Genomic DNA, 23,254 nt, shown 5'->3' on the forward strand with positions numbered 1-23,254 from the left:
GGTCCGGACCCCGGGCCGCCGGTGGTGGTGTTCGTCGGCACGCTCAAGCCGTGGCACGGCGTGGAGCATCTGCTCCGCGCCCGGGCGACGGCGGTCACGGACTGGCGCCTGCTCGTGGTGGGGGACGGTCCGCAGCGGGCGGCCCTCGAGGAGCTCGCCGCGGAGCTCGGCGTCGAGGCCCGGTTCACGGGCGCGGTGTCCCCGGCCGAGGTGCCCGGGCTGCTGGCCGGCTGCGCCGTGGCCGTCGCGCCCTACCCGGCCACTCAGGACGCCGCGGACCAGTACTTCTCGCCGCTGAAGGTCTACGAGTACGCGGCCGCGGCCCTGCCGGTCGTCGCGTCCCGCGTGGGACAGGTGCCGGACGTCGTCGAGGACGGGGTGACGGGACTGCTCGTGCCGCCCTCGGACCCCGTCGCGCTGGCCGGAGCGGTCGACGAGCTGGTGGCCGATCCCGGCCGGCGCCGGGCGCTGGGCCGGGCGGGCCGGCGCGACGCGGTGACCCGCCGCTCCTGGACCGCCGTGCTCGACGGCGTCCTCGCCGGCACGACGCTCGCCGGCGCGGATCTCGCCGGCGCGGATCTCGCCGGTGCGGATCTCGCGGTGGCGGGCCCCACCGGCACGCGGCCAGGCCACCGTCCCGCCCCGCGCCCGGCCGCCGCGGGAGCACCGCGGTGAGCGGGGGCACACGGCTCGACCGCCGCGCCCTCCGGCGCACCATCGGGCTGCTCGGGCCGCACCTGCGCGAGCACCGGCTGCTCGCAGCGGGCGGCATCGTGGTGCTGCTGGCCGAGGTGGCGTTCCGCGTGCTCGAGCCCTGGCCGCTGAAGATCGTCGTCGACGCCGTCTCGCTGTCCCTCGGCGCCGACAACGTCGACCCGTGGATCCCGGAGGCCTCGTGGCAGCTGCTCCTGGCCGCCGGGCTGGCCACGGTCGCGGTGGTCGGCTTCCGGGCGCTCGCCAACTACCTCGCCACGGTCGCGTTCGCGCTCGTGGGCTCCCGGGTCTCCACCGCGCTGCGCGCACGGGTGTTCGCGCACGTCCAGGCCCTCTCCGACCGCTACCACTCGGTCTCCCGGGCCGGTGACACGGTCCAGCGCCTCGTCTCGGACATCGGCAAGCTCCAGGAGGTGGCCGTGACCGCGGGCCTGCCGCTGCTGGCCAACGTCATCACCCTCGCGGTCATGTGCACGGTCATGCTCTTCCTCGACTGGACGCTGGCCCTCGTGGTGGTCGTGGCGATCCTGGCCTTCCTCCTGGTGGGCCGGGGCTCCTCCGGGCGGATCACCGAGGCCTCCCGCCGCACCAGGCAGGGGGAGGGCGCCCTGGCGAACACCGCCCACGAGTCCCTCGGGGCGATCCGCACGGTGCAGGCCTACGGCCTCGAGGAGCACATGGCCGAGTCCTTCGGCCGCGCCAACCGGCAGGCCCTCACCCAGGGGGTGCAGTCCCGTCGGCTGGCCGCCGCGCTCGAGCGGGCCACGGACGTGATCGTGGGCGTGGCCACCGCGGCGGTGATCGTCGGCGGCGGCTGGCGGGTGCTGCAGGGCGCCATGAGCCTCGGCGACCTGGTGCTGTTCACGACCTACCTCAAGACGTGCATGAAGCCCCTGCGGGACATGGCGAAGTACACCGGGCGGATCGCCCGCGCCGCGGCCTCCGGGGAACGGGTGGCCGACCTCGTGGCGGAGCCCGTGGACGTGCGGGAGGCCCCGGACGCCCTGGTCCTGCCCGGGGTGCGCGGGGAGCTCGCCCTCCACCACGTGGACGCCGCGTACGGCGACCCGGAGGACGGCGGGCGCACCGTGCTGCGCGACGTCGACCTGGTGATCCCGGCCGGCCAGCACGTCGCCGTCGTCGGCCCGTCCGGCTCCGGGAAGTCGACCCTCGTCTCCCTGCTGGCCCGGATGATGGACCCGGTCGCCGGCTCCGTGACCCTCGACGGGCACGACCTGCGCGTGCTCGGCCTCGGCACCGTGCGCGGGAGCACCGCCCTGCTCCTGCAGGACTCCGTCCTGTTCCACGGCACCGTGCGGGAGAACATCCGGCTCGGCCGCCCGGGCGCCACCGACGCCGAGGTGGAGGCCGCGGCGTCCGCCGCCCAGGCCCACGAGTTCGTGACGGCGTTCCCCCAGGGCTACGACACCCCGGTCGGGGAGCGCGGCTCGACGGTCTCGGGCGGACAGCGCCAGCGCCTGGCCATCGCCCGCGCGATGCTGCGGGACGCGCCGGTCGTGCTGCTCGACGAGGCCACCACCGGCCTGGACCCCCGGTCCGCCCGGGACGTGCTCGCCGCCCTCGACCGCCTCGTGCGCGGCCGCACGTCCCTGGCCGTGACGCACGACGCCGCCCTCGCGCTCGCCGCCGACCGCGTGCTGTGGGTGCAGGACGGGCGCATCCTGCTCGACGGCACCCCCGAGGAGCTCCTCGCCCGGCCGGACGGCGTGTTCGCCGCGTGGGTCGAGCAGCAGCGGGCCCAGGACCGCCGGGAGGTCCGCTCGTGACGACCCCCCTGCCCGAGTCCTGGGCGAGCCTGCCCGCGCTCGCCACCGTGCTCGACCCCGACCGGCTCACCGAGCTGTTCGGCCACGCGCTGGGCGGTCCGCTGCGCACCGGCCACCTGCGCTACAAGCCCGGTGTCTCGGCCGTGGCCCGGGTCGACGTCGAGTCGACCGGCGCGGTGCACTGGGTCGCGGCCCACGCCTCCTCCGGCCACGGACGGGACAAGCTGGACAAGGTCCTGGCCCGTGCCGGGAGGGCCGGGCGCACCGCGCCCGTGCTCGTCGCGGACGTGCCGGGCGGGACCGGTCAGCGCCTGGCCGTGGGCACCGTCGGCACGGACCCCCGGCTGCGCCGCGCGCTCGCCGTGCTCGGAGCGGACCGGTCCCAGGACCTGGGGCGGCCGGGAAGCTCGGACCGGCTGCTGCGCTACAACCCCCGCCGCCGTGCGGTCCTCACCGGCGACGACGGAGGGCCCGGCGTGGTCACGAAGCTCACCGCCGATCCCGCCCCGGCGGACCCGCTGCTGCTGACCCGGCTCGCCGCCGCCGGGATCCCGGTGCTCGCCCCGGTGCCCGTCCCCGGTCTGCCGGGGTCACCGCACGTGCTGCACTGCCCGTGGTTCGGCAACGGGGACCTCGCGGCCCACGCCGCCGCCGCGCCGGACGGATCCGGCCGGGCCGGCGGCGGTGTGCTCGAGGCCGCCGCCGCCGCGGGCGCCGCCCTGGCGGAGCTGCACGTGCGCGGTCCCGCGCTGCTCGGCCCCGCCCGGGTCGGCGCCCCTCTCGACCCGGACGGAAAGCTGCGCTCCCTGGCCGCCGACCTGTCCGCGCTCGATCCCCGGCCGGCCGCCCGGTGCGCCCGGGCGGGCCGGGCCGTCGCGGAGGCCCTTCCGCACGCCGCGGTACGGCCGCCTCGCCTGCTGCACGGGGACTTCTCCGCGGACCAGGTGCTCGTGCACCGCACCGGGGGCCCGGGGACACCGGAGCTGCGGATCGCGGATCTCGACCGGGTGCGCACCGGCGCGGCGGCCGACGACCTCGGCGGGTTCCTCGCCGTGGAGCTCCTCGGCGGGGACGCCGACGAGGCCCCCGACGCCCCGGAGGACCTGCCCCTGACGGGCGCCCTGCTGCGCGGCTACGGATCCGCGGCGGCCCTCCCGCCGCGGCCCGAGATCCTGGCCTGGGCCGCGTTCCACGTCCTGGCCCGGAGCATGGAGCCGTTCCGCTCCACCGCGCCGGACTGGCGGGAGCGCACCGACCGGCGGCTCGCGCTCGCCGAGCGGCTCGTGGCGCAGGCCCGTCCGGGTCCGGCAGCCGTGCCGTTCGGCGCCGACCGCCCCGCCCCGTCGCGCGCCCCCGTGACGCCGGCGGGAGCCGGGGCCGATCCGGTGCGCGTCCCGGGGACCGTGGCGGACGCCGACGGGCAGCCGCTGCGGGTGCGCCGCGCCTGGCCCGCGGAGCGCGCCCGGCTCGTGCTCGAGCTGGAGGACGAGCACGGACGCCTCCGCGCGGGCGAGGCGGCGCCGGGTGCCGGCAGGCCGTGGACCGTCCGCGTCCTGCCCCACGGCGAGGACCCCCGCCTGCCCGGGCTCGCCGCCGCGGCCGCGGCGGGGGGCCGCGTGGTGGTGCACCGGCACCGGCGCCGGGCCGTGGTCGGCACCCCGGACCGCTTCGTCAAGTTCCTCGCCCGGGGCCGGGCCGCACGGGTCGCCGAGCTCTCCGACCGCCTGCACGGACTCGGCACCGCGGCGGGCTTCGCCGTGCCCGAGGTCCTCGCCCGGGCCGAGGACCGGGTCGAGTTCTCCGTGCTGCCCGGCCGGAGTCTGCACGAGCTGGGCGCCGCCGGCCGGGCGGACGCCTACCGATCCGCGTGGGCGGAGTGGGCGCGGTGCTGGCCGGCGCTGGCCGGCACCGTGCCGGTCGGGGCGTCCCTGCCGGAGCACACCGCCGAGGACGAGGCCCGCACGCTGGCCCGCTGGACCGGCCACCTCGAGGCGTTCCCCGGACTGCTCGACGCCCCGCCGGGGACGGTCGCCGCCCTGGCCCGGCGGATCGGGGAGGAGCTCTCGGCCCCCGGCCGCCGGGCCCGGGCCGTGCTGCACCGGGACCTGCACGACCAGCAGCTGCTCTTCGACGGCGCACGCCTGGGGCTGCTGGACTTCGACACCGCGGCGACCGGGGAGCCCGAGCTGGACCTCGCGAACCTCTCCGTCCACCTCGAGCTGCGGGTGGCCCAGGGGCTGCTCGACCCCGCGCTGAGGGCGGACGGGGAGGAGGCCGTCGCCGCGGTGGCCCGGATGCTGGACGCCGATCCCGGACGTCTGGCCGTCCACGCCCGGGCGACCCGGCTGCGCCTCGCCTGCGTCTACGCGTTCCGTCCGCGCTGGCGCGGGGTGGCCCAGGACCTGCTCGACGGACTGCGTTCCTGAGAGGCTTCTCATGTTTCTCATGCCCCCCTCAACCGGATCCGGGACACTGGGCGACATGAGGATCCTCTGGTCGGCAGTCTCCCTCCTGGTCGTCGCGGGCCTGGCGCTGCTGCTGTGGAACGCGGCGAGCGGCACGGACCGCGTGGAGGTCGTGCGCGACGGCGTCGCCGTGAGCGGCACCCCTGCGCCGAGCCCGTCACCGGGCACCGTCCGGCCGGCCGAGGAGCCCACGCGGCCGCCGTCCGCGACCGGCCCCGCGGGCGCGGAGAAGGACGCCCCCGCGGCGGGTCCCCGGGACGGAGGCGGCTCGGACGCACCGGCCGCGCCGGTCCAGCAGCCGCCCGCCCCGCCGGCGCAGGTCCCGCTGCCCGTGCAGCCCGCTCCGCAGGACGGAGACTGGGACGACGACTGGGACGACGACGGCTGGGACGACGACTGGGACGACTGAGCAGCGGCCGGTGGTCCCGCCCGGAAGGGCACCGTCGGGCCGTTCCGCCGAGGCGCCCGGTCCCCACGGCCATCGGCCGGAATCCGCCCGCCCACCAGGCCCGACGGGGCGGCCCCGGGGGCGCCGGAGAGGGGCGCCCGGCGATTTTGGATCTGCCGAAACGTGCTGGTAGAGTCTTCGTCGTTGCCCCGATAGCTCAGTGGTAGAGCGCCATCTTGGTAAGATGGAGGTCCCGGGATCGATTCCCGGTCGGGGCTCTCGTGATGAGATCCGTGGCCCGGCCGTCCAGGCCGTCAGCCACGGTGTCCCATCCCTCTGGCGGTGTAGCTCAGCTGGTTAGAGCGCACGACTCATAATCGTGAGGTCGACGGATCGAGCCCGTCCACCGCTACGGCGAAAAGCCCGTGACCCACCGGTCACGGGCTTTTGTCGTTCCCGGGCAGCCCCACGGAGGCACCCCGTCCGGCACCCGGTCCGGCCCGGTCCGGACGGACCGGTCACGGCGAGCGCACGGACTCCCGGCGGCCCCGGCGCAGGCCGAACTCGTAGGCGGTGAAGACGACCAGAGTCAGCACGACCAGCGGCAGGACGAACCATGCCATGGTCCACGTGAACCCCTCCAGGGCGTCGTGCTCGGTGGCCGCGAGCACCACGTAGCCGGTGTAGGCGGCGTACAGCGCCACGAACAAGGCGCCCTCCCAGCGGGCCACCACGAACCCGGTGAACGCGATCGGCAGCAGGGCGACCGCGGCGGCCAGCATCACCGGGATGTCGAAGGCCACCGCGGCGCCCGCCACCGGGATGCCGTCGCGGGAGATCAGCGCCGGCAGGCCGAGCACCATCCCGATGTTGAAGATGTTGCTGCCCACCACGTTGCCCACGGCCAGGTCGCGCTCACCGCGGCGCACCGCGATGACGGAGGTCGCCAGCTCGGGCAGCGACGTGCCGACGGCCACCACGGTCAGACCGACCACCAGGCTGCTGACCCCCAGTGACGTGGCGATGTTCACCGCACCGTCGACGAGCAGGGTCGCGCCGGCGACCAGCAGGGCGATCCCCAGCACCACGAGCAGCACGGACCGGGGGACCGACGCCGGGGTCGGCTCCTCCTCGCCCCTGACATCCTGGCCGCCGCCGTCACCGCCGTCGTCGTCGCTGTCGTCGCGGGCTCCGCGGTCCCCCGGCGGTGCCGCCGCGGGGACGCGGGCGCCGCGCCGGCTGAGCACGACGGTCAGCACCGTGTGCACCACCACGGCGGAGAGGAGGAGCACTCCGTCCACCGCGCCGATCCGTCCGTCGAGGGACACGAGCAGCAGCCCGATCGAGAGCACGACCATCCACGGCAGGTCGAAGCGCACCAGCCGCTGCCTCACCGCGAGGGGAACGACGAGGGCGGAGAGCCCGAGGATGAGCAGGACGTTGACGATGTTGCTGCCGACCACGTTCCCGACGGCCAGGCCCGGCTCGTCGCGCAGCACGGCGCCGACGGCGACGGCGAGCTCCGGCGCCGACGTGGCGGCCGAGACCACGGTGAGCCCGACCACGAGCGAGGAGATCCCGACCCGCCGGGCGAGCGCGGAGGCCCCTCGCACCAGGAGCTCTCCGCCGCCGACCAGCAGCACCAGTCCCACGACGATCCGTCCCACGTCCAGGAGATCCATGGGCAGGAGTGTACGTGCCGGGGCCGCCGGCGCCCCACGGCGAGGGGCGCGCCGCCGTAGACTGGACGGGTCCCGCCGCCAGCGCGCGGCCCGTCCAGCGAGGAGCTGCCATGCCCGTGAACCCCGATCTCGTCGGGCGGACCTACCCGCCGGCCGAGCCCTACAGCGTCGGGCGGGAGGCCGTCCGCGACTTCGCCCGCGCCGTCCAGGCCGGACACCCCGCCCACCACGACGTCGAGGCGGCCCGGTCCCTCGGCCATCCCGATCTCGTGGCGCCCCCCACCTTCGCCATCGTGGTGGCCCAGCGCGCCGACGCCGCGCTGATCGCCGACCCCGAGGCCGGCATCGACTTCTCGCGCGTGGTCCACGCGGACCAGCGCTTCACCCACCACCGCCCGATCGTCGCGGGGGACGAGCTCACGGCCGAGCTGCACGTGGACCAGGTCCGGGCCATGGGCTCCGGCGCGATGGTGACGTCCCGCGCCGAGATCCGCGCCGCGGACGGCGAGCACGTCGCCACCACCGTGTCGTCCCTGCTGGTGCGGGGGGAGGACCAGTGACCGCGCGCATCGCCTTCGACGACCTCGAGAAGGGCCAGGAGATCGGGCAGCGCCGCATCGAGCTCTCCCGCGCGGACCTGGTCCGGTACGCGGGGGCCTCCGGGGACCTCAACCCCATCCACTGGAACGAGGAGTTCGCCCGCTCCGTGGACCTGCCCGACGTGATCGCCCACGGGATGCTCACGATGGGCGCCGCCGTGCAGCTCGTGACCGACTGGGCCGGGGACCCGGGCGCCGTGATCGACTACCAGACCCGCTTCACCAAGCCGGTGGTCGTCCCCAACCGGTTCGGGACCGCGGTGGAGGCCTCCACGGCCCTGACGGTCTCCGGGCGGATCGGCGCCGTCGACCACGACGCCCGCACCGTGCGCGTCGACCTCACCGTGACGGCGCCCGACCTCTCCGCGGAGGGGGCGGACCCGGCGACCGCCGCCCCGCTGAAGGTGCTCGTCAAGGCCCAGGCCGTGGTGCGCCCGGCATGAGCCCCGGCCGGGGCGCCGCGGGCCGCCCGATACACTGCTCGCCATGACGACCCCTCGCATCGCAGACCTCACGACCGCCGCCGTGGGCGGGCCCGCCCGCCACTACGTGCGCGCGGAGTCCGAGCAGGCCGTCGTCGACGCCGTCGCGGCGGCCGACGCCGCCGGCCGGGACCTGCTCGTGGTCGGCGGCGGCTCCAACCTCATCGCGGCCGACGCCGGGTTCGCCGGCACCGTGGTGCACGTGCTGTCGCGCGGCGTCGAGGTTGTCGCCGACGACCCCGGCGGCGCCCTGCTCGAGGTCCAGGCCGGCCACTCGTGGGACGAGCTCGTGGCGCAGGCGGTGGCCGGGGGACTGGTCGGCATCGAGGCGCTGGCCGGGATCCCCGGCACCACGGGGGCCACCCCGGTGCAGAACGTGGGGGCCTACGGCCAGGAGGTCGCGCAGACCGTCGAACTGGTGCGGGTCTGGGACCGTCGTGAGCGGCGCGTGCGGGAGTTCACCCCGGCCGACCTGGCGTTCTCCTACCGGGACTCGGCCCTCAAGCGCAGCACGGTGGACGGCTCCCCGCGCCACGTGGTGCTCGCGGTGCGCTTCCGGCTCGAGCACGGCACCGAGAGCGCCCCGGTGCGCTACGGCGAGCTCGCGCGCCGGCTCGGCGTCCAGGTGGGGGAGCGCGCCCCGCTGGGCCGGGTGCGGGAGACCGTGCTGGCCCTGCGGGCGGGCAAGGGCATGGTCCTCGACCCGGAGGACCGCGACACCTACAGCACGGGGTCGTTCTTCACGAACCCGGTCCTCCCGGCGGACGCGCTGGGGGAGCGGCTGCCCGAGGACGCCCCCCGCTTCCCCGTGGTCGACGCCGCGGGGCACCCGCTCGAGGACCGGGTCAAGCTCTCCGCCGCGTGGCTCATCGACCACGCGGGCTTCGGCAAGGGCTTCGGGCTGCCCGGGACCCGCAACGAGCTCCTCGACCTCGACGGCGCCGCGGTCGCCGGGGGCCGCGCCTCGCTGTCCACCAAGCACACGCTGGCCCTGACCAACCGTGGCGGCGCCTCCGCACAGGACCTCATGGCGCTGGCGCGGACGGTGCGCGACGGCGTCGCGTCCGTCTACGGGGTGGACCTCGTCGCCGAGCCCGTCATCGTGGGCACGGCGGTCTGAGGCGGCGGCCGTGAGCAGCCTCGAGGACGAGATCGCCCAGGGAGAGGACTCCGAGGGCCGGGTGCGCCGGACGCTGCGCCGGGTGCGCACCTGGGCCCGGGGCCACCCGCTCCTGTTCGTGGTCTACAAGACGCTCGTGACGGTCCTCGGGGGCGTGTTCGTTCTGGCCGGCCTGGTCATGCTCGTCACCCCGGGACCGGGCTGGCTGGCCATCTTCCTGGGGCTCGGCATCTGGAGCACCGAGTACCACTGGGCGCACCGGCTCAACCAGTGGGCCAAGGGCCAGGTCATGCGCTGGTGGCGGTGGTGGCTCGCCCGCACCGCCGAGGGGCGCCACCGCAGGGCCCTCGCGGGCCCGGGCAACCTCGTGCCGGGACCGCGGCACCTGCGCGTCCCCGGGGCCTGAGCCGAGCCCCGGCAGGCCTCGTGATCCCGGTCAGCGGGAGCCGCGGGCCACCTCCGCGGCCACCAGCTCCAGAGCCTGCTCGGCCGACAGCCCGAGGCCCGCGATCTCGTGGGCGTAGCGCCGGGCGGCCTGCACCGCGAGGTCCTCGGTCCGGTCCGCGGCGCGCACGAAGCTGCCCTGCCGGCCGCGGGTCTCGATGACGCCGGCGGCCTCGAGCTCCCGGTAGGCCTTGGCCACGGTGCCGGGCGCGAGGCCGAGCGCCTCGGCGAGCCGGCGCACGGGCGGGAGCCGGGTGCCGGGGGGCAGGGTGCCGTCCGCGCGCCCCTCCTGCACCCGGTGCCTCAGCTGCTCGGAGGGCGGACGGGCGTCGCCGGCGTCGAGGAAGAGCCCCGGCGGGATCGAGGGGTCCTCCACCGGCTACAGGGTGCCGGTGGCGATGCGCAGCATGCGGCGCAGCGGTTCGGCCGCGCCCCACAGCAGCTGGTCGCCGATGGTGAAGGCGCTGATGTAGCCCGGGCCCATGGCGAGCTTGCGGATCCGGCCCACCGGGATGTCCAGGGTGCCGGAGGTCGCCACGGGGGTGAGGTCCCGCACGGAGTCCTCCTTGGTGTTGGGCACCACGGTGGCCCACTCGTTGTCGGCCTCGATGATCCGCTCGATCTCCTCCACGGGCAGGTCCTCCCGCAGCTTGACGGTGAGGGCCTGGGAGTGCGAGCGCATCGTGGCGATCCGCACGCACAGCCCGTCCATGGGCACCCAGTCCTGGGCGTACCGGTCCGTGCGGCCGAGGATCTTGTTGGTCTCCGCCGCGGACTTCCACTCCTCGCGGGACTGCCCGTTGCCGAGGTCGGCGTCGATCCACGGGATGAGGGAACCGGACAGGGGGGCGCCGAACATCGAGGTGTCGAGGGCGTCGCCGCGCTGGGCGGCGAGCACCTTGCGGTCGATGTCCAGGATCGCGGAGGCGGGATCGGCCAGCTCGTCCGTGACCACGCCGTGCAGGGCGCCGAACTGCGCCAGCACCTCGCGCATGTGCCGCGCCCCGCCGCCCGAGGCGGCCTGGTAGGTCATCGACGTGGCCCACTCCACGAGGTCGTTGCGGAACAGTCCGCCGAGTCCCACGAGCAGGCAGGAGACCGTGCAGTTGCCGCCCACGAAGTCCTTCACGCCGCCGGCCAGGCCGCGGTCGATGACGTCCCGGTTGACGGGGTCGAGGACGATGATCGCGTCGTCGTTCATCCGCAGGGTCGAGGCGGCGTCGATCCACAGCCCGTCCCAGCCGGAGGCGCGCAGCTTCCCGTGCACGTCCTTGGTGTAGTCCCCGCCCTGGGCGGTCACGACGATCGGCAGCTTCGCCAGGGCCTCGAGGTCGTAGGCGTCCTGGAGCGTCCCGGCGTCCCCGGCGAACGACGGGGCGGGGCGACCGGCGCTGGAGGTGGAGAAGAACACCGGGGTGATCCCCTCGAAGTCCCCCTCCTCCTGCATGCGCTGCATGAGCACGGAGCCCACCATGCCCCGCCAGCCGACGAACCCTACCTGATCACCCGAGCGAAAAGTCATGACCCCCAGTCTAGTGGGCGCGGTGCAGGGCCCAGCGCCGCCGCTTCTCCTTGACCTTCCGGGCGGGCGGCAGCTCGAGACCGGGGACCACCAGGTCCCCGTACTGCGGGAAGCGGTGCAGGTAGTCCTGGACGTAGGTGCAGGTGGGGCGCACCGCGACGTCCTGCTCCCGGAAGCCGTCCAGCAGGAGGGTGACGAGGGTGCGCGCGTAGCCCTGCCGGCCGAACTTCTCGCTGATGATGGTGTGCTGGAGCTCGACCGTGCCGTCCTCGTGGTCCTGGAAGCCCTCGAAGCCGATGAACTGCTCCCCCCGCCACAGCTCGTAGCGGTCGAGGTCCGTGTTCTTCACGACCCGCAGCTGCTCGTCGTCGCGGATCGCGGGGTCGGGGTGCCGGTCGGTCACGGTCGTCCTCCTGGTCGTGGTGCCGCTCACGCTACCGGAGCGGCCGGGCTACCGGAACCGTGCGGCGCCCCGCCGGGGCCTGCGCCGGGACCGCCGCGGTCGCGCGTGCGCCGGTCGATCCGGTAGCGCAGGCCCGTGCGCGACAGGGACGGGCCGACGAGCGGCTCCGTGGCCCACGCGTCGTCGAGCACCGGGGCGTGGGTGTCCCCGTCGGCGTCGAGGTCGATGACGGTCACCAGCGCCTCCGTCACGGGGTGCTCGTCGTCCGCGAGGGCCTGCCGGTAGACCTCGCCGCCGCCGATCACCCAGACGCGCTCCGCGCCCGGGCTCGTCCGGGCCAGGCGCACGGCCTCGGCGTAGGAGGACGCGGTCAGCACCGCGCCGGGCGCCGCGTCGTCCCGGTCCACCCGCTCGGGGGAGGAGGTGATGACGATGTTGGTCCGTCCCGGCAGGGGGCGGAAGCGCTCCGGGAAGGACTCCCAGGTCCGCCGTCCCATGATCACGGGGTGGCCGGTCGTCGTGCGCCGGAAGAAGGCCATGTCCTCCGGCAGGGACCACGGCATCGCCCCGGCGCGGCCGATGACGCCCTCGGTGGTCTGCGCCCAGATCGCCCCGACCGTCCCGGCGGGGCCGGAGGGGCCCGGCGCGGCGGTCATACGGCCACCGGGGCCTTGATCGCCGGGTGGTGGCGGTAGTCCAGGACCTCGAAGTCCTCGAGCTCGTAGTCGAAGACGGTGGCGGGCCGCCGGGCGAGCCGCAGCCGCGGATACGGGTAGGGCTCCCGGGAGAGCTGCTCGCGGGCCTGCGCCACGTGGTTGTCGTAGACGTGGCAGTCCCCGCCGGTCCACACGAACTCCCCGGGCTCGAGGTCGGTCTGCTGGGCGATCATGACGGTGAGCAGGGCGTAGGAGGCGATGTTGAAGGGCACGCCCAGGAACATGTCCGCGGAGCGCTGGTAGAGCTGGCAGGACAGCCGGCCCGGCCCGTCCTCCCGGGGCTCGACCCAGAACTGGAACAGGGCGTGGCACGGCGGCAGGGCCATCTCGTCCACCTCGGCGGGGTTCCACGCGGTCACCACGTGGCGCCGGGAGTCGGGGTTCGTGCGGATCTGCTCCACGACCTTGGCGATCTGGTCGACGGACCCGCCGCCGGCGGTGGGCCAGGACCGCCACTGCACGCCGTAGACCGGTCCGAGCTCCCCGTCCTCGTCCGCCCACTCGTCCCAGATGGACACGCCGCGCTCCTGCAGCCACCGCACGTTGGAGTCCCCCCGCAGGAACCAGAGCAGCTCGAGGGCGAGGGACCGGAAGTGCACGCGCTTGGTGGTCAGCAGCGGGAAGGACTCGGCCAGGTCGAAGCGGATCTGGCGGCCGAAGACGCTGCGCGTGCCGGTGCCCGTGCGGTCGGGCTTGTGCACGCCGCGCTCCAGGATCTCGCGCAGGAGGTCCTCGTAGGGCGTCGGCACCGGGGCGGGCGCGGGCTCGGGGGTGGTCATGCGGGGCTCCTCGGAGGAAGGCGGGGCGGGCAGGTTCGGGGCGGGCGCTCGGCGCCGGGCGGCGGCGGCCCGGGTCGGGGCGTCGCCGCCCGGCGCGGTGCCGGGGATCAGTCGTCGAAGGGCTTCACGAGCTCCACGGAGACCACCCGCCGCCGGTGCCGGCGGGAGATCTGGAGCACGATCATCTCGCCGGGGGACAGGTAGGGGTCCTTGGCGGGCAGCAGCGCGGTGAGCTCCGGGCTCGCGTGCCGGGCGATGACCTTGAGGACGGTGGGCAGCACCGGGCGGTGCGTGCACAGCGCCACGGGCACGTCCTTGTCGAACATGGTCTCGGCCACGGCGGCCGCCTTCTTGGGGTGGCGCTTGTGCGAGGCCTCCGTGAGCTGCGGGCGCTCCCGGACGGCGACGCCCGCCTTGCGCGCGTACGGCACCACGGTGGACAGGCAGCGCAGCCAGGGGGAGGTGAGCACCCGCTCGGGGGACCAGGCCCGGAGCAGCCGGGTCACGGCGAGGGCCTGACGCTTGCCGGTCGCGGCCAGCGGCCGGTCGCCCTCGGCCCGGGACCAGGCCGAGCGCGGCTTCGCCTTGGCGTGGCGCACCACGATCGCCGGGCGGGTGGCAAGGTCCCCGCGCTCGTGCAGTTCCACGAGGGCCGCGAGCGGCTCCCGGTCGGAGGGGTTGGTCAGCATCCGGTGCGCCTCGTCGGGGCCCACCCAGCGGACGGCGTCGACCTCCCGGCCGTCGGGCTCGGGACGGGCGCCGGGACCGAACTCCGCGGCCCAGTAGTGCACGTCCTTGCACCCGTCCTTGACGGCGTAGCGGATCGTCGGCAACGGCACGCCCAGCCGGGGGAGCAGGCCGATCTCCTCACCGACCTCCCGGTGGGCGGTCTCGGGCAGCGTCTCGCCGTCGTCCTGCTTGCCCTTGGGAAAGGACCAGTCGTCGTAGCGCGGGCGGTGGATGAGCAGGACCTCGAGCCCGCCGCCGTTCCGGCGCCAGCACAGGCACCCGGCCGCGAGCACGTCGGCGGGCCGCCCGCTCCCGGCGGCGCTCCTCGCGCCCGCCCGGCCGGTGCTCCCGGCCGTGCTCTGCTCGGCGGTCTTCTCTGCGGTCCTGGGCATGGCCCCTCTTTCGTCCCCTGTCCGTGGTGCACGGGCGTGCCGGGACCCGCGGTCCGGACCGTCGGGTGGCACCCCCACGATGCTACCGCCGACTAGATCGTGGGGCGGCCGAGGGCCCGGCTGCGCAGGAGGTGGTCCTGGACGTCCACGAGCGGGTTCCCCTCGGCGTCCCGGTGGTGGCGGGTCCACACGCCCTCGGCGTCCAGGTGCCAGCTGGCCGTGGCGTCCGAGACGTAGCGGGCGAGCAGCCGCACGAGCGCCTCCGCCTGGTGGGGGTCCGTGATCCGCACGAGGGTCTCCACCCGGCGGTCCAGGTTGCGGTGCATCATGTCCGCCGAGCCGATGTAGACCAGGGGCTCGCCGGCGTTGCAGAACGCGAAGACCCGGGAGTGCTCCAGGAACCGGCCCAGCACCGAGCGCACCCGGATGTTCTCGCTCAGCCCCGGCACCCCGGGGCGCAGGGCGCAGATCCCCCGGACCACCACGTCCACCGGCACCCCGGCCTGCGAGGCCCGGTAAAGCGCGTCGATCACGGCCTCGTCCACGATCGAGTTGCACTTGACCTGGATCCGCGCCGGGCGGCCCGCCCGGTGGTGGCGGATCTCGGCCTCGACGAGGTCGACGAGTCCGGAGCGCACGGAGCGCGGCGCCACGAGCAGGCGCTGGAAGGTGGTCTTGGGCGCGTAGCCGGAGAGCTGGTTGAACAGCCGGGAGACGTCCTCGCCGACCTCGGGGTCGCACGTCAGCAGTCCCAGGTCCTCGTAGAAGCGCGCGGTGGAGGGGTGGTAGTTGCCGGTGCCGATGTGCACGTACCGGCGCAGCCCGTGCTCCTCCTGGCGGACCGCGAGGGAGAGCTTGCAGTGGGTCTTCAGCCCCACGATGCCGTAGACCACGTGCACCCCGGCCTGCTCGAGCTTGCGGGCCCAGGAGATGTTGGCCTGCTCGTCGAAGCGGGCCTTGATCTCCACGAGCGCCAGCACCTGCTTGCCGGCCTCGGCGGCGTCGATGAGGGCGTCCACGATGGGGGAGTCGCCCGAGGTCCGGTACAGGGTCTGCTTGATGGCCTGGACCTTCGGGTCCGCGGCGGCCTGCTCCAGGAACGCCTGGACGCTCGTGGCGAACGAGTCGTAGGGGTGGTGCAGCAGCACGTCCCGGGCCCGGGTCGCGGCGAAGACGTCCGCGGCCTTGGCGGTCTCCGCGGCGTTGAGGTAGCGGGAGGTGTGCGCCACGTGGCGGGAGTAGTGCAGCTCCGGGCGGTCGATGCCGGCGATCACCCCCAGCCCGCGCAGGTCCAGCGGGGCGGGCAGCCGGTAGATCTCGGACTCGTCGATGCCCAGCTCGGAGACGAGCAGCTCGAGCACCTCCGTGCTGATGCTGTCCGTGACCTCCAGGCGCACGGCGGGACCGAAGCGGCGGCGCAGCAGCTCCTTCTCGAGGGCCTGCAGGAGGTTCTCGGCGTCGTCCTCCTCGACCTCGAGGTCCTCGTTGCGGGTCACCCGGAACACCTGGTGCTCCTCGACCTCCATCCCGGGGAACAGGTCGTCCAGGTGCTGGGCGATGACGTCCTCGAGCGGGATGAACCGGGCCTGGCCGTTCGGCAGCCGGGACGCCTTGGACCCGTCCACCGCCAGCAGCCGGGGCAGCTGGTCCGGGACCTTCACCCGGGCGAACAGCCGCTTGCCCGACTGCGGGTTGCGGACCATGACGGCCAGGTTGAGGCTCAGCCCGGAGATGTAGGGGAACGGGTGGGCCGGGTCCACGGCCAGCGGCGTGAGGATGGGGAACACCTGCCGGTGGAAGTCCCGGGTGAGCCGCTCCCGGGTGGAGGCGTCGAGGTCCTCCCACCCGACCAGGTGGATGTTCTGCCGGGTCAGCTCGGGCCGCACCAGGTCGTGGAAGGTCCGCGCGTGCCGCTCCTGGAGCTCGTGGGCGCGCGCGGCGATGGTGGCCATCTGCTCCGCGGGGGAGTGCCCGGAGGCGGCCGGCCGGGCGATGCCCGTGGCGATGCGCCGCTTGAGCCCTGCCACCCGGACCATGAAGAACTCGTCCAGGTTGGAGGCCACGATGGACAGGAAGTGCACCCGCTCCAGGAGGAAGAGGTCCGGGTCCTCGGCGAGCTCCAGGACCCGGGAGTTGAACGCGACCCAGCTGGCCTCGCGGTCCAGGAAGCGCTCGGGTCCGTGCCGGCCCTCCAGCACCTGCCGGGCCGCGGGCACCGGGTCGTCGATCCGGTCCCGGTCCCCGTGGCCCCGGGCGGCGTCGGGGACGGAGAGCTCGTCGGGACCCGCGAGGGATGCGGTCTCCTGCCCGGCGGCCGGGGCGTCGGGCGCGCTCCGGTCCGTCGCGGACTGCGGGGTGTCCTGCTGGTGCGTGGTCATCACGGTCCTGTCTCGTCGTGTCCGGTCCGGGCGGTCCGGGCGCAGGGAGGGCGGGGAGGGCGGGGAGGGCGGGTCAGCCGGGGAGGGTCCCGGCGTACATCACGTCGAGGTGCCAGGGCCGGAAGCCGAGCGCCTCGTACAGGCGCAGGGCGGCGGCGTTGTCGCCGTCCACGTAGAGCATGACCTCGGCCAGTCCCTGCTGTGCCAGGTGGTTGACGCCGGCGGCCGTCAGCGCCCGGCCCAGCCCCGTGCCCTGGTGCCCGGGCGCCACGCCCACGGCGTACACCTCGCCGAGGGGGCCGCGCTCGGCGTCGCCGGGGTGGACCTTGGTCCAGTGGAAGCCGGCCACGGTCCCCGGCTCGTCCTCCCGGACGGCGAGCAGGAAGCCGGCGGGGTCGAACCACGGCTCGGCCTCCCGCTGCCGGAGGTCCTCGAGGGTCATCCGGCCCTGCTCGGGGTGCCCGGCGAACGCGGCGGCGTTGACCCGCAGCCACTCCTGCTCGTCGCGGCCGGGCTCGAACGCCCGCAGGCGGAGGCCCGGGGGCACCGTCCCGGGCAGGGGGAGGTCGGTCGCGCCGCGCAGGGGGCGCAGCAGCCGGTGCAGGTCCCGCACGGGGGCCAGCCCGTGCCGGGCGGCGAGCGCGGCGGCGGCGGGGTGGCCGCCGTGCGCCCAGGCGTGGACCGTCCCGCTGGTGTCCGAGGCCACGGCGCCGGCCAGCGCCGCACCGACCCCGGCGCCGCGGTGGCCGGGGCCGACCACGAGCTCCACGAGGTGGGCGCCGTCGGGCTCGGGCACGCGCACCGCCGCGCCGAGCAGCTCACCGTCGTGCGAGCGCGCCAGGACGGTGTGCACCCGGTCCTCGCGCGCGGCGCGCAGGTCCACGAGGGTCTGGTCGGAGAACGGCGGGTCGCCGTCCGCGGCGGCCGCGCGGGACGCGAGCTCCTGGATCTCCTCCGCCGGCGGCACGAGCGGCCGGTCGAGGTCGAACGGCACGGGACGGGACATGGGACCTCCTGCGGGACGGGACGGGACGCGCGGGCCGGGACGGTACGGTGCTCAGCTGTCGCGGGGCCGCGTCGTGGCGAAGCTGTAGCCCACGTTACGCACCGTGGTGATCAGGTGCTCGTGGTCGGCGCCCAGCTTGGCGCGCAGGCGCCGCACGTGCACGTCCACGGTCCGGGTGCCGCCGTAGTAGTCGTAGCCCCAGACCTCGCTGAGCAGCTGGGCGCGGGTGAAGACCCGCCCCGTGTGCTGGGCCAGGTACTTCAGCAGCTCGAACTCCTTGTAGGTCAGGTTCAGGGGCTGACCGTTGACGTGGGCGGAGTAGGCGGCGTCGTCGATGACCACGGAGCCCGCGCGGATGCGGGTGTCGTCCTCGGGGACCTCGGCCGTGCGCGACGACGCCAGGCGCAGCCGCGCCTCGACCTCCGCGGGACCGGCGGTGTCGAGCACGACGTCGTCGACCATCCAGTTGGCGGCCACCGCGGCCATCCCGCCCTCGGTGAGGACCATCAGCAGCGGCGCCGCCAGGCCCTTGGCCGTGAGCAGCTGCGCGAGGTTGCGCGCGGTGATGAGGTCGGAGCGCCCGTCGAGCAGGACCACGTCCGGGGACCGGCCGTCGAGACTCCCGGACACGGTCCGGGTCGGGGCGACGGAGACCTTGTGGTTGAGCAGGTCGAGGGCCGGGAGCACCGATGCCGAGGGTCCGTCCGCGTCGGTCAGCATCAGGATCTGGAACACTCGTGCTTCTCCACTCTGGCGTACGGACTGAGCTGTCAGTATAGGTCCGGGCGCAGGACCGGCTCCGCGACCGCGCCGGTCCGGAGCGTGCCGGGCGCCCGTGCCCGCCGCCCGTCCGCACCCCGGTCCGTCCCGGCGCCCCGCTCGCGCAGCGCGGCGAGCCGCTATCGTTGCTCGTGTCCGCCCGGGCCCCGGCCCCGACCCCCGACAGTGCAGGAACCCGATCGCCATGAGATACGCCATGATCGCCGTGTGCAGCGTGCTCGGCCTCCTGGCGGCCCTGGCGGCGGTCGCGGTCGCCGGGCCCGCGCCGCTGCTGCTGGCGCTGGGGATGTCCGTGGTCATCGGCGTCGGCTGGCCGGCGGCCACCGGCATCACGGCGCGGTACCGCCACAACGTGATCATGACGGCCGCCGGCGTCGTCGCGGCCCTGCTCGTGCAGTTCCTGCCGGGCCAGCAGCTCGTGTGGCTGCCCGCCGTCGTCGGGGTGGCCCTGATGACCGTGTTCGCCGCGGAGCTGGTCCGGGGAGAGGGCGCCGAGGGCCGGCTCGAGTCCGCGATCGCCTCGACGGCCGGCGTGCTCGCGGCCGTCAGCTCCTCCGGCTGGATCGCCCTCGCCGGCGACTACCGGGCCAGCGGCCCGGACCCCGCCCTGCTCGTGGTGGTCGGGGCGGTCCTGGCCGCGCTGGTGGCCCTGGTGGGCGGCCGCGTCATCGCCGCGGCCCCGAAGAGCTCGCCCAAACGGGGGGTCGTGGTCCTCGGCGTGACGCCCGTGGCGTTCCTCGGGGTGGGGGCCGTGTTCACCGCCCGGCTCGTGGGCACCGTGGTAGTTTAGGGCCATGCTTGCACTCGAGATCTTCTACCTCGCCCTGCTCGGCATCTCCGGGCTGTTCATCGCCGGGATCTCCCTGAAGGTGGTCCTCGGCCTGTTCAAGGGACAGCACTAGTCCCGTGCCGATCGAGATCCCCTCGGATCTGATGCCGGAGCTCGTCCCGTTCGCCTGGTTGCTCGGCACCTGGGAGGGCGACGGCTTCATGGGCTACGGCGAGGTCGAGCAGCGGCCGTTCCGGCAGCGCGTGACCTTCGAGCAGAACGGACTGCCGTTCCTCGAGTACCGGGCGCAGACCACGCTCCTCGACGAGGAGGGGCAGCCGATGCGCCCGGCCACCGTGGAACACGGCTTCTGGCAGCTCGACCGCACCCTCGAGGACGGCGACGTGGGCCCCGGGATGCTCCCGCCGGACCTGGTGCCCGTGCTCCAGGGCGCCGAGGACGTGGAGCGGATGCGCAACGCGGACGGCGGCTTCGACGTCCTCGTGACCCTGACCCACCCCGGCGGCGTCGCCGAGCTCTACGCCGGTCAGATCAAGGGCCCCCGGATCGACCTCGCCACCGACGCCGTGATCCGCGCGCGCGGGGCCAAGGAGTACAGCTCCTCGACCCGCATGTACGGACTCGTCCACGGCGACCTGTTCTGGGCCTGGGACATGGCCGCCCTCGGCGAACCCCTGACCACGCACGCCTCCGCGCAGCTGCGGAAGATCGGCTGAGTCCCGTGACCGAGCACCGTTCCCCCCTGCTCCACCGACCGGGCGCCGTCGAGGCCGAGGGCCTGGACCGCGGCGTCGCCGCCCACTACGGCGACCCGCTGCGGGAGCAGCGCTCCCTCGTGCGGACGCCCGGCACCGTGGTGGACCTCTCCCACAAGGGCGTCGTCACCGTCTCCGGGCCCGACCGGCTCAGCTGGCTCACCACGCTCTCCTCGCAGGTGCTCACCGGGCTCGAGCCCGGGCGCAGCACCGAGACCCTCTTCCTGTCCGTGCAGGGGCGGATCGAGCACGCCCCCCACGTGGTCGACGACGGCACCACGACCTGGCTCATCACCGAGACCGGCGAGGCCGCCTCCCTGGTCGGGTGGCTGGAGTCCATGCGCTTCGCACTGCGGGTCGAGATCGAGGACCGCACCGGGCAGTGGGCCGTGCTCGGTGCGGCGGGCCCCGTGCCGGGACTGCCCGCCACGGTCGTGTGGCGCGACCCCTGGCCCCACGTCGCCCCCGGCGGGTGGAGCTACGCCGTGCTCGACGGACCCCACCCCGGTGAGGAGCGCACCTGGTGGGAGCACCTCGTGCCCCGCGACGAGCTGGACGCCCTGACCCGCGACCTGCCGCTCGCCGGCGCCTGGGCCGCGGAGGCGCTGCGGATCGCCGCGTGGCGCCCCCGCTGGGGCGCCGAGACGGACGAGCGGACCATCCCGCACGAGCTCGATCTGCTGCGCACCGCCGTGCACCTGTCCAAGGGCTGCTACAAGGGCCAGGAGTCCGTGGCCCGGGTGCACAACCTCGGGCACCCGCCCCGCCGGCTGGTGCTGCTCGACCTCGACGGCTCCGAGCACACGCTGCCCGCCGCGGGCGCCGACGTGGTCGCGGGGGAGCGCACGGTCGGCCGCGTCACCTCCGTGCAGCTGCACCACGAGCAGGGCCCCGTCGCACTGGCCGTGCTCAAGCGCACCGTCGATCCCGCCGCCACGCTCCTCGTCACCGACGGCGAGCAGCGGTGGGCCGCCGCGCAGCAGGTGGTCGTCCCGCCGGACGCCGGCCAGGTGGTCGGGCGGCAGACGGGCTTCCTCCGCGGCGCCCGGGACCCGCGTCCGTAGCGGCGCGCCGGCGCACGACCCCGTGACCCGGCCGGGGCGCCCGGGGCAGCCGCGCCGGACGCCCCGACCCGCCCCGCTCAGCGGCCGAAGAGCACGCGCGCCTCGTCCCAGCGGTGCTGGGGGACGGTCTTGAGCCCCTCGAGGGCCTCGGCGAAGTCGACGCGGACCATGTCGGTGCCGCGGAGGGCGACCATCCTGCCCCACTGCTTCTCGTGCACGAGGTCGACCACCGACATGCCGAAGCGGGTGGCGAGCACCCGGTCGAAGCCCGTGGGGGCGCCCCCGCGCTGGATGTGCCCGAGCGTGGTGTTGCGGGTCTCGATCCCGGTCCTCGCCTCGATCTGCTCGGTGACGTACTCCCCGACCCCGCCCAGCCGGGGCCGGCCGGAGGCCTCGGTGCCCTTCCCGGCGAGCACCTCCTCCCGGTCCTCCGGGATGAACCCCTCCGCGACGACCACCAGCGGGGACCGGCCCCGGTCGTAGACCTCCCGCACCCAGGCGCAGACCTGGTCCATGGAGACCTTCTGCTCGGGGATCAGCACGGCGTGCGCGCCGGCGGACATCCCCGAGTGCAGGGCGATCCACCCGACGTGGCGGCCCATGACCTCGGCGACCATGCACCGGTGGTGGGACTCCCCGGTGGTGCGCAGCCGGTCCATGGCGTCGGTGGCGATGGACACGGCCGTGTCGAAGCCGAAGGTGTAGTCGGTGGCCTGCAGGTCGTTGTCGATGGTCTTGGGCACGCCGACCACGGGCAGCCCGGCCTCGGCCAGGCGCTTGGCGCCGGCCAGCGTGCCCTCCCCGCCGATGGCCACGATCGCGTCGATCGCGTGGCGCTCGAGCATCACCCCGATGTTCTCGGGTCCTCCGCCGGGCCCGTCGTAGGGGTTCGTGCGGGAGGTGCCCAGGATGGTCCCGCCCTCGCGGGCCAGGCCGCGGACCCGGGTGCGGGGGAGGTCCATGATGTCGCCCTCCACGACTCCGCGCCAGCCGTCGCGGAAGCCCACGAACTCGTGGCCGTAGGTCTTGATCCCGTGCAGCACGGCGCCGCGGATCACCGCGTTGAGTCCGGGGCAGTCCCCGCCGCTGGTCAGCAGTCCGATCTTCATCCGTGCAGTCTCCTCCGGGCGGGCGTGCGTCTCGGCCGGACGTGCGCCGGCAGGCCCAGTCTAGTGAGTCCGGCCCCCGGCGACAGCGAGGGGCCCCGGGGCGGTGCCGGCGGGCGAGGGCCCCCGAGGGGCGGGCCTAGACTGCCGGGGAGGGCCCCGCCGGGCCCGCGAGGAGGGATGGCGTTGGACGCGGACAAGGAACCGGCCCGGGAGAACCTGCGGGAGTTCATCGACAAGCTGGTCGACCAGGGGTACACGGTGCGGGACGGGCAGTCCCCGGACCCGGACCTCATCGACCCCGGGGGCTCGGCCGTGGAGACCTGGCGGGAGGACTACCCGTACGACGAACGGCTGTCGCGGGAGGAGTACGAGCTCGAGAAGTACCAGCTGCAGATCGAGCTGCTGAAGTTCCAGTACTGGGGCCAGGACCACGACCTCCAGCACGTCATCGTGTTCGAGGGCCGGGACGCCGCCGGCAAGGGCGGGACCATCAAGCGCTTCACCGAGCACCTGAACCCGCGCGCCGCCCGGGTCGTGGCGCTGACCAAGCCCTCGGACCGGGAGCGCGGCCAGTGGTACTTCCAGCGCTACATCCAGCACCTGCCCACGGCGGGCGAGATCGTGATGTTCGACCGCTCCTGGTACAACCGCGCCAACGTCGAGCGCGTGATGGGCTTCTGCACGGACCCGCAGTACGAGCAGTTCATGGCCCAGGCGCCCGTGTTCGAGAAGATGCTCGTGGACTCCGGCATCCACCTGACCAAGTTCTGGTTCTCCGTCACCCAGCACGAGCAGCGCACCCGCTTCGCGATCCGGCAGATCGACCCCGTCCGCCGGTGGAAGCTCTCGCCCATGGACCTGGCCTCCCTGGACCGGTGGGAGGACTACACGGACGCCAAGGAGGAGATGTTCCTGCGCACGGACACCGACCACGCTCCCTGGATCACGGTGAAGTCCAACGACAAGAAGCGCGCCCGGCTCAACGCCATGCGCTTCTTCCTGGACCAGTTCGACTACGAGGACAAGGACCCGGACGTGGTCCATCCCCCGGACCCGCTGATCGTCCGGCGCGGCCTCGAGGCCGTCGGCGACTGACGGGGCGTCCCCGGAACGGGGGACGACGACGACGCCGCCCGTCCCCCTCCGGGGA

General features: G+C 74.9%; 23 protein-coding genes and 2 tRNA genes. 14 read left to right on the forward strand and 11 right to left on the reverse strand.

The window, feature by feature from the left end; translation table 11 throughout:
- The 6 genes from ACFU0Y_RS07630 to ACFU0Y_RS07655 form a co-directional block, all read left to right on the forward strand.
- Positions 1–675, forward strand: a 675-nt coding sequence (locus ACFU0Y_RS07630) for a glycosyltransferase (RefSeq protein ID WP_380213868.1), incomplete at its 5' end; no start/stop codon positions are given.
- Entirely contained in the window at positions 672–2,501 is a 1,830-nt protein-coding gene (locus ACFU0Y_RS07635; RefSeq protein ID WP_380213869.1) for an ABC transporter ATP-binding protein, read from the forward strand. The genes ACFU0Y_RS07630 and ACFU0Y_RS07635, both read left to right, overlap by 4 nt.
- On the forward strand, positions 2,498–4,927 hold the full coding sequence (locus ACFU0Y_RS07640) for a hypothetical protein (RefSeq protein WP_380213870.1): 2,430 nt from the start codon (positions 2,498–2,500) through the stop codon (positions 4,925–4,927). Before ACFU0Y_RS07635 ends, ACFU0Y_RS07640 begins: the two co-directional genes overlap by 4 nt.
- A 55-nt stretch (positions 4,928–4,982) precedes the next feature.
- Positions 4,983–5,375, forward strand: a complete 393-nt coding sequence (locus tag ACFU0Y_RS07645) for a hypothetical protein (protein ID WP_380213871.1) — start codon at positions 4,983–4,985, stop codon at positions 5,373–5,375.
- Positions 5,376–5,560: 185 nt separating this feature from the next.
- Positions 5,561–5,632, forward strand: a tRNA-Thr gene (locus ACFU0Y_RS07650).
- A gap of 60 nt (positions 5,633–5,692) precedes the next feature.
- A tRNA-Met gene (locus ACFU0Y_RS07655) sits at positions 5,693–5,766 on the forward strand.
- 106 nt (positions 5,767–5,872) lie between these two features.
- Here ACFU0Y_RS07655 and ACFU0Y_RS07660 read toward each other — a convergent pair.
- Positions 5,873–7,036: a calcium/sodium antiporter gene (locus tag ACFU0Y_RS07660; protein WP_380213873.1), complete on the reverse strand. Its 1,164-nt coding sequence runs from the start codon at positions 7,034–7,036 to the stop codon at positions 5,873–5,875.
- A gap of 110 nt (positions 7,037–7,146) precedes the next feature.
- Between ACFU0Y_RS07660 and ACFU0Y_RS07665 the strand changes: the two genes are divergently transcribed.
- From ACFU0Y_RS07665 to ACFU0Y_RS07680, 4 genes are read left to right on the forward strand one after another with little or no spacing between them, the layout of a single operon-like run.
- Complete coding sequence (locus ACFU0Y_RS07665) at positions 7,147–7,596, forward strand: MaoC family dehydratase N-terminal domain-containing protein (protein WP_380213874.1); 450 nt, start codon at positions 7,147–7,149, stop codon at positions 7,594–7,596.
- On the forward strand, positions 7,593–8,078 hold the full coding sequence (locus tag ACFU0Y_RS07670) for a MaoC family dehydratase (RefSeq protein ID WP_380213875.1): 486 nt from the start codon (positions 7,593–7,595) through the stop codon (positions 8,076–8,078). Before ACFU0Y_RS07665 ends, ACFU0Y_RS07670 begins: the two co-directional genes overlap by 4 nt.
- A 43-nt stretch (positions 8,079–8,121) precedes the next feature.
- Positions 8,122–9,237, forward strand: a complete 1,116-nt coding sequence (locus tag ACFU0Y_RS07675; protein ID WP_380213876.1) for a UDP-N-acetylmuramate dehydrogenase — start codon at positions 8,122–8,124, stop codon at positions 9,235–9,237.
- A 10-nt stretch (positions 9,238–9,247) separates the two neighbouring features.
- The gene (locus tag ACFU0Y_RS07680; protein ID WP_380213877.1) at positions 9,248–9,643 is read left to right on the forward strand and encodes a TIGR02611 family protein; all 396 of its coding nucleotides are present in this window, start codon (positions 9,248–9,250) and stop codon (positions 9,641–9,643) included.
- 30 nt (positions 9,644–9,673) lie between these two features.
- Here the strand turns inward: ACFU0Y_RS07680 and ACFU0Y_RS07685 are convergent, their stop codons facing one another.
- The 9 genes from ACFU0Y_RS07685 to ACFU0Y_RS07725 form a co-directional block, all read right to left on the reverse strand.
- Complete coding sequence (locus ACFU0Y_RS07685) at positions 9,674–10,057, reverse strand: GntR family transcriptional regulator (RefSeq protein ID WP_380213878.1); 384 nt, start codon at positions 10,055–10,057, stop codon at positions 9,674–9,676.
- Between the two features lie 3 nt (positions 10,058–10,060).
- Positions 10,061–11,203, reverse strand: a complete 1,143-nt coding sequence (gene asd / locus ACFU0Y_RS07690; protein ID WP_380213879.1) for an aspartate-semialdehyde dehydrogenase — start codon at positions 11,201–11,203, stop codon at positions 10,061–10,063.
- Between the two features lie 10 nt (positions 11,204–11,213).
- Positions 11,214–11,606, reverse strand: coding sequence for a GNAT family N-acetyltransferase (locus ACFU0Y_RS07695; RefSeq protein ID WP_380213880.1), 393 nt, complete (start codon positions 11,604–11,606; stop codon positions 11,214–11,216).
- Positions 11,607–11,632: 26 nt separating this feature from the next.
- Positions 11,633–12,262: a dihydrofolate reductase gene (locus ACFU0Y_RS07700; protein WP_380213881.1), complete on the reverse strand. Its 630-nt coding sequence runs from the start codon at positions 12,260–12,262 to the stop codon at positions 11,633–11,635.
- Positions 12,259–13,101, reverse strand: coding sequence for a thymidylate synthase (locus ACFU0Y_RS07705; protein ID WP_380213882.1), 843 nt, complete (start codon positions 13,099–13,101; stop codon positions 12,259–12,261). Before ACFU0Y_RS07705 ends, ACFU0Y_RS07700 begins: the two co-directional genes overlap by 4 nt.
- Positions 13,102–13,208: 107 nt before the next feature.
- Positions 13,209–14,222, reverse strand: coding sequence for an NUDIX domain-containing protein (locus ACFU0Y_RS07710; protein ID WP_380213883.1), 1,014 nt, complete (start codon positions 14,220–14,222; stop codon positions 13,209–13,211).
- 92 nt (positions 14,223–14,314) lie between these two features.
- Positions 14,315–16,600, reverse strand: a complete 2,286-nt coding sequence (locus tag ACFU0Y_RS07715) for an RNA degradosome polyphosphate kinase (RefSeq protein WP_380213884.1) — start codon at positions 16,598–16,600, stop codon at positions 14,315–14,317.
- A gap of 73 nt (positions 16,601–16,673) precedes the next feature.
- Positions 16,674–17,606, reverse strand: a complete 933-nt coding sequence (gene mshD / locus ACFU0Y_RS07720; protein ID WP_380213885.1) for a mycothiol synthase — start codon at positions 17,604–17,606, stop codon at positions 16,674–16,676.
- 51 nt (positions 17,607–17,657) lie between these two features.
- Entirely contained in the window at positions 17,658–18,341 is a 684-nt protein-coding gene (locus ACFU0Y_RS07725) for a winged helix-turn-helix domain-containing protein (RefSeq protein WP_380213886.1), read from the reverse strand.
- Positions 18,342–18,570: 229 nt separating this feature from the next.
- On the opposite strand from ACFU0Y_RS07725, the gene ACFU0Y_RS07730 reads away from it, so the two are divergent.
- The 3 genes from ACFU0Y_RS07730 to ACFU0Y_RS07740 all read left to right on the forward strand — a co-directional run bounded on the left by ACFU0Y_RS07730 (position 18,571) and on the right by ACFU0Y_RS07740 (position 20,995).
- Entirely contained in the window at positions 18,571–19,176 is a 606-nt protein-coding gene (locus ACFU0Y_RS07730) for a hypothetical protein (protein WP_380213887.1), read from the forward strand.
- Positions 19,177–19,292: 116 nt separating this feature from the next.
- Positions 19,293–19,892 (forward strand): FABP family protein, encoded by a 600-nt coding sequence (locus tag ACFU0Y_RS07735; RefSeq protein ID WP_380213888.1) that lies wholly within the window; start codon positions 19,293–19,295, stop codon positions 19,890–19,892.
- Positions 19,893–19,897: 5 nt separating this feature from the next.
- Entirely contained in the window at positions 19,898–20,995 is a 1,098-nt protein-coding gene (locus tag ACFU0Y_RS07740; RefSeq protein WP_380213889.1) for a YgfZ/GcvT domain-containing protein, read from the forward strand.
- Positions 20,996–21,072: 77 nt separating this feature from the next.
- Here ACFU0Y_RS07740 and ACFU0Y_RS07745 read toward each other — a convergent pair whose 3' ends face one another.
- Complete coding sequence (locus ACFU0Y_RS07745) at positions 21,073–22,104, reverse strand: 6-phosphofructokinase (RefSeq protein ID WP_380213890.1); 1,032 nt, start codon at positions 22,102–22,104, stop codon at positions 21,073–21,075.
- A gap of 177 nt (positions 22,105–22,281) precedes the next feature.
- Here ACFU0Y_RS07745 and ppk2 point away from each other — a divergent pair, with 177 nt between their 5' ends.
- The gene (gene ppk2, locus ACFU0Y_RS07750; RefSeq protein ID WP_380213891.1) at positions 22,282–23,199 is read left to right on the forward strand and encodes a polyphosphate kinase 2; all 918 of its coding nucleotides are present in this window, start codon (positions 22,282–22,284) and stop codon (positions 23,197–23,199) included.
- Positions 23,200–23,254: the final 55 nt, after the last annotated feature.

Origin of the sequence: Kocuria sp. NPDC057446, assembly GCF_042802875.1 — a bacterium.
Taxonomy (GTDB): Bacteria; Actinomycetota; Actinomycetes; order Actinomycetales; family Micrococcaceae; genus Kocuria.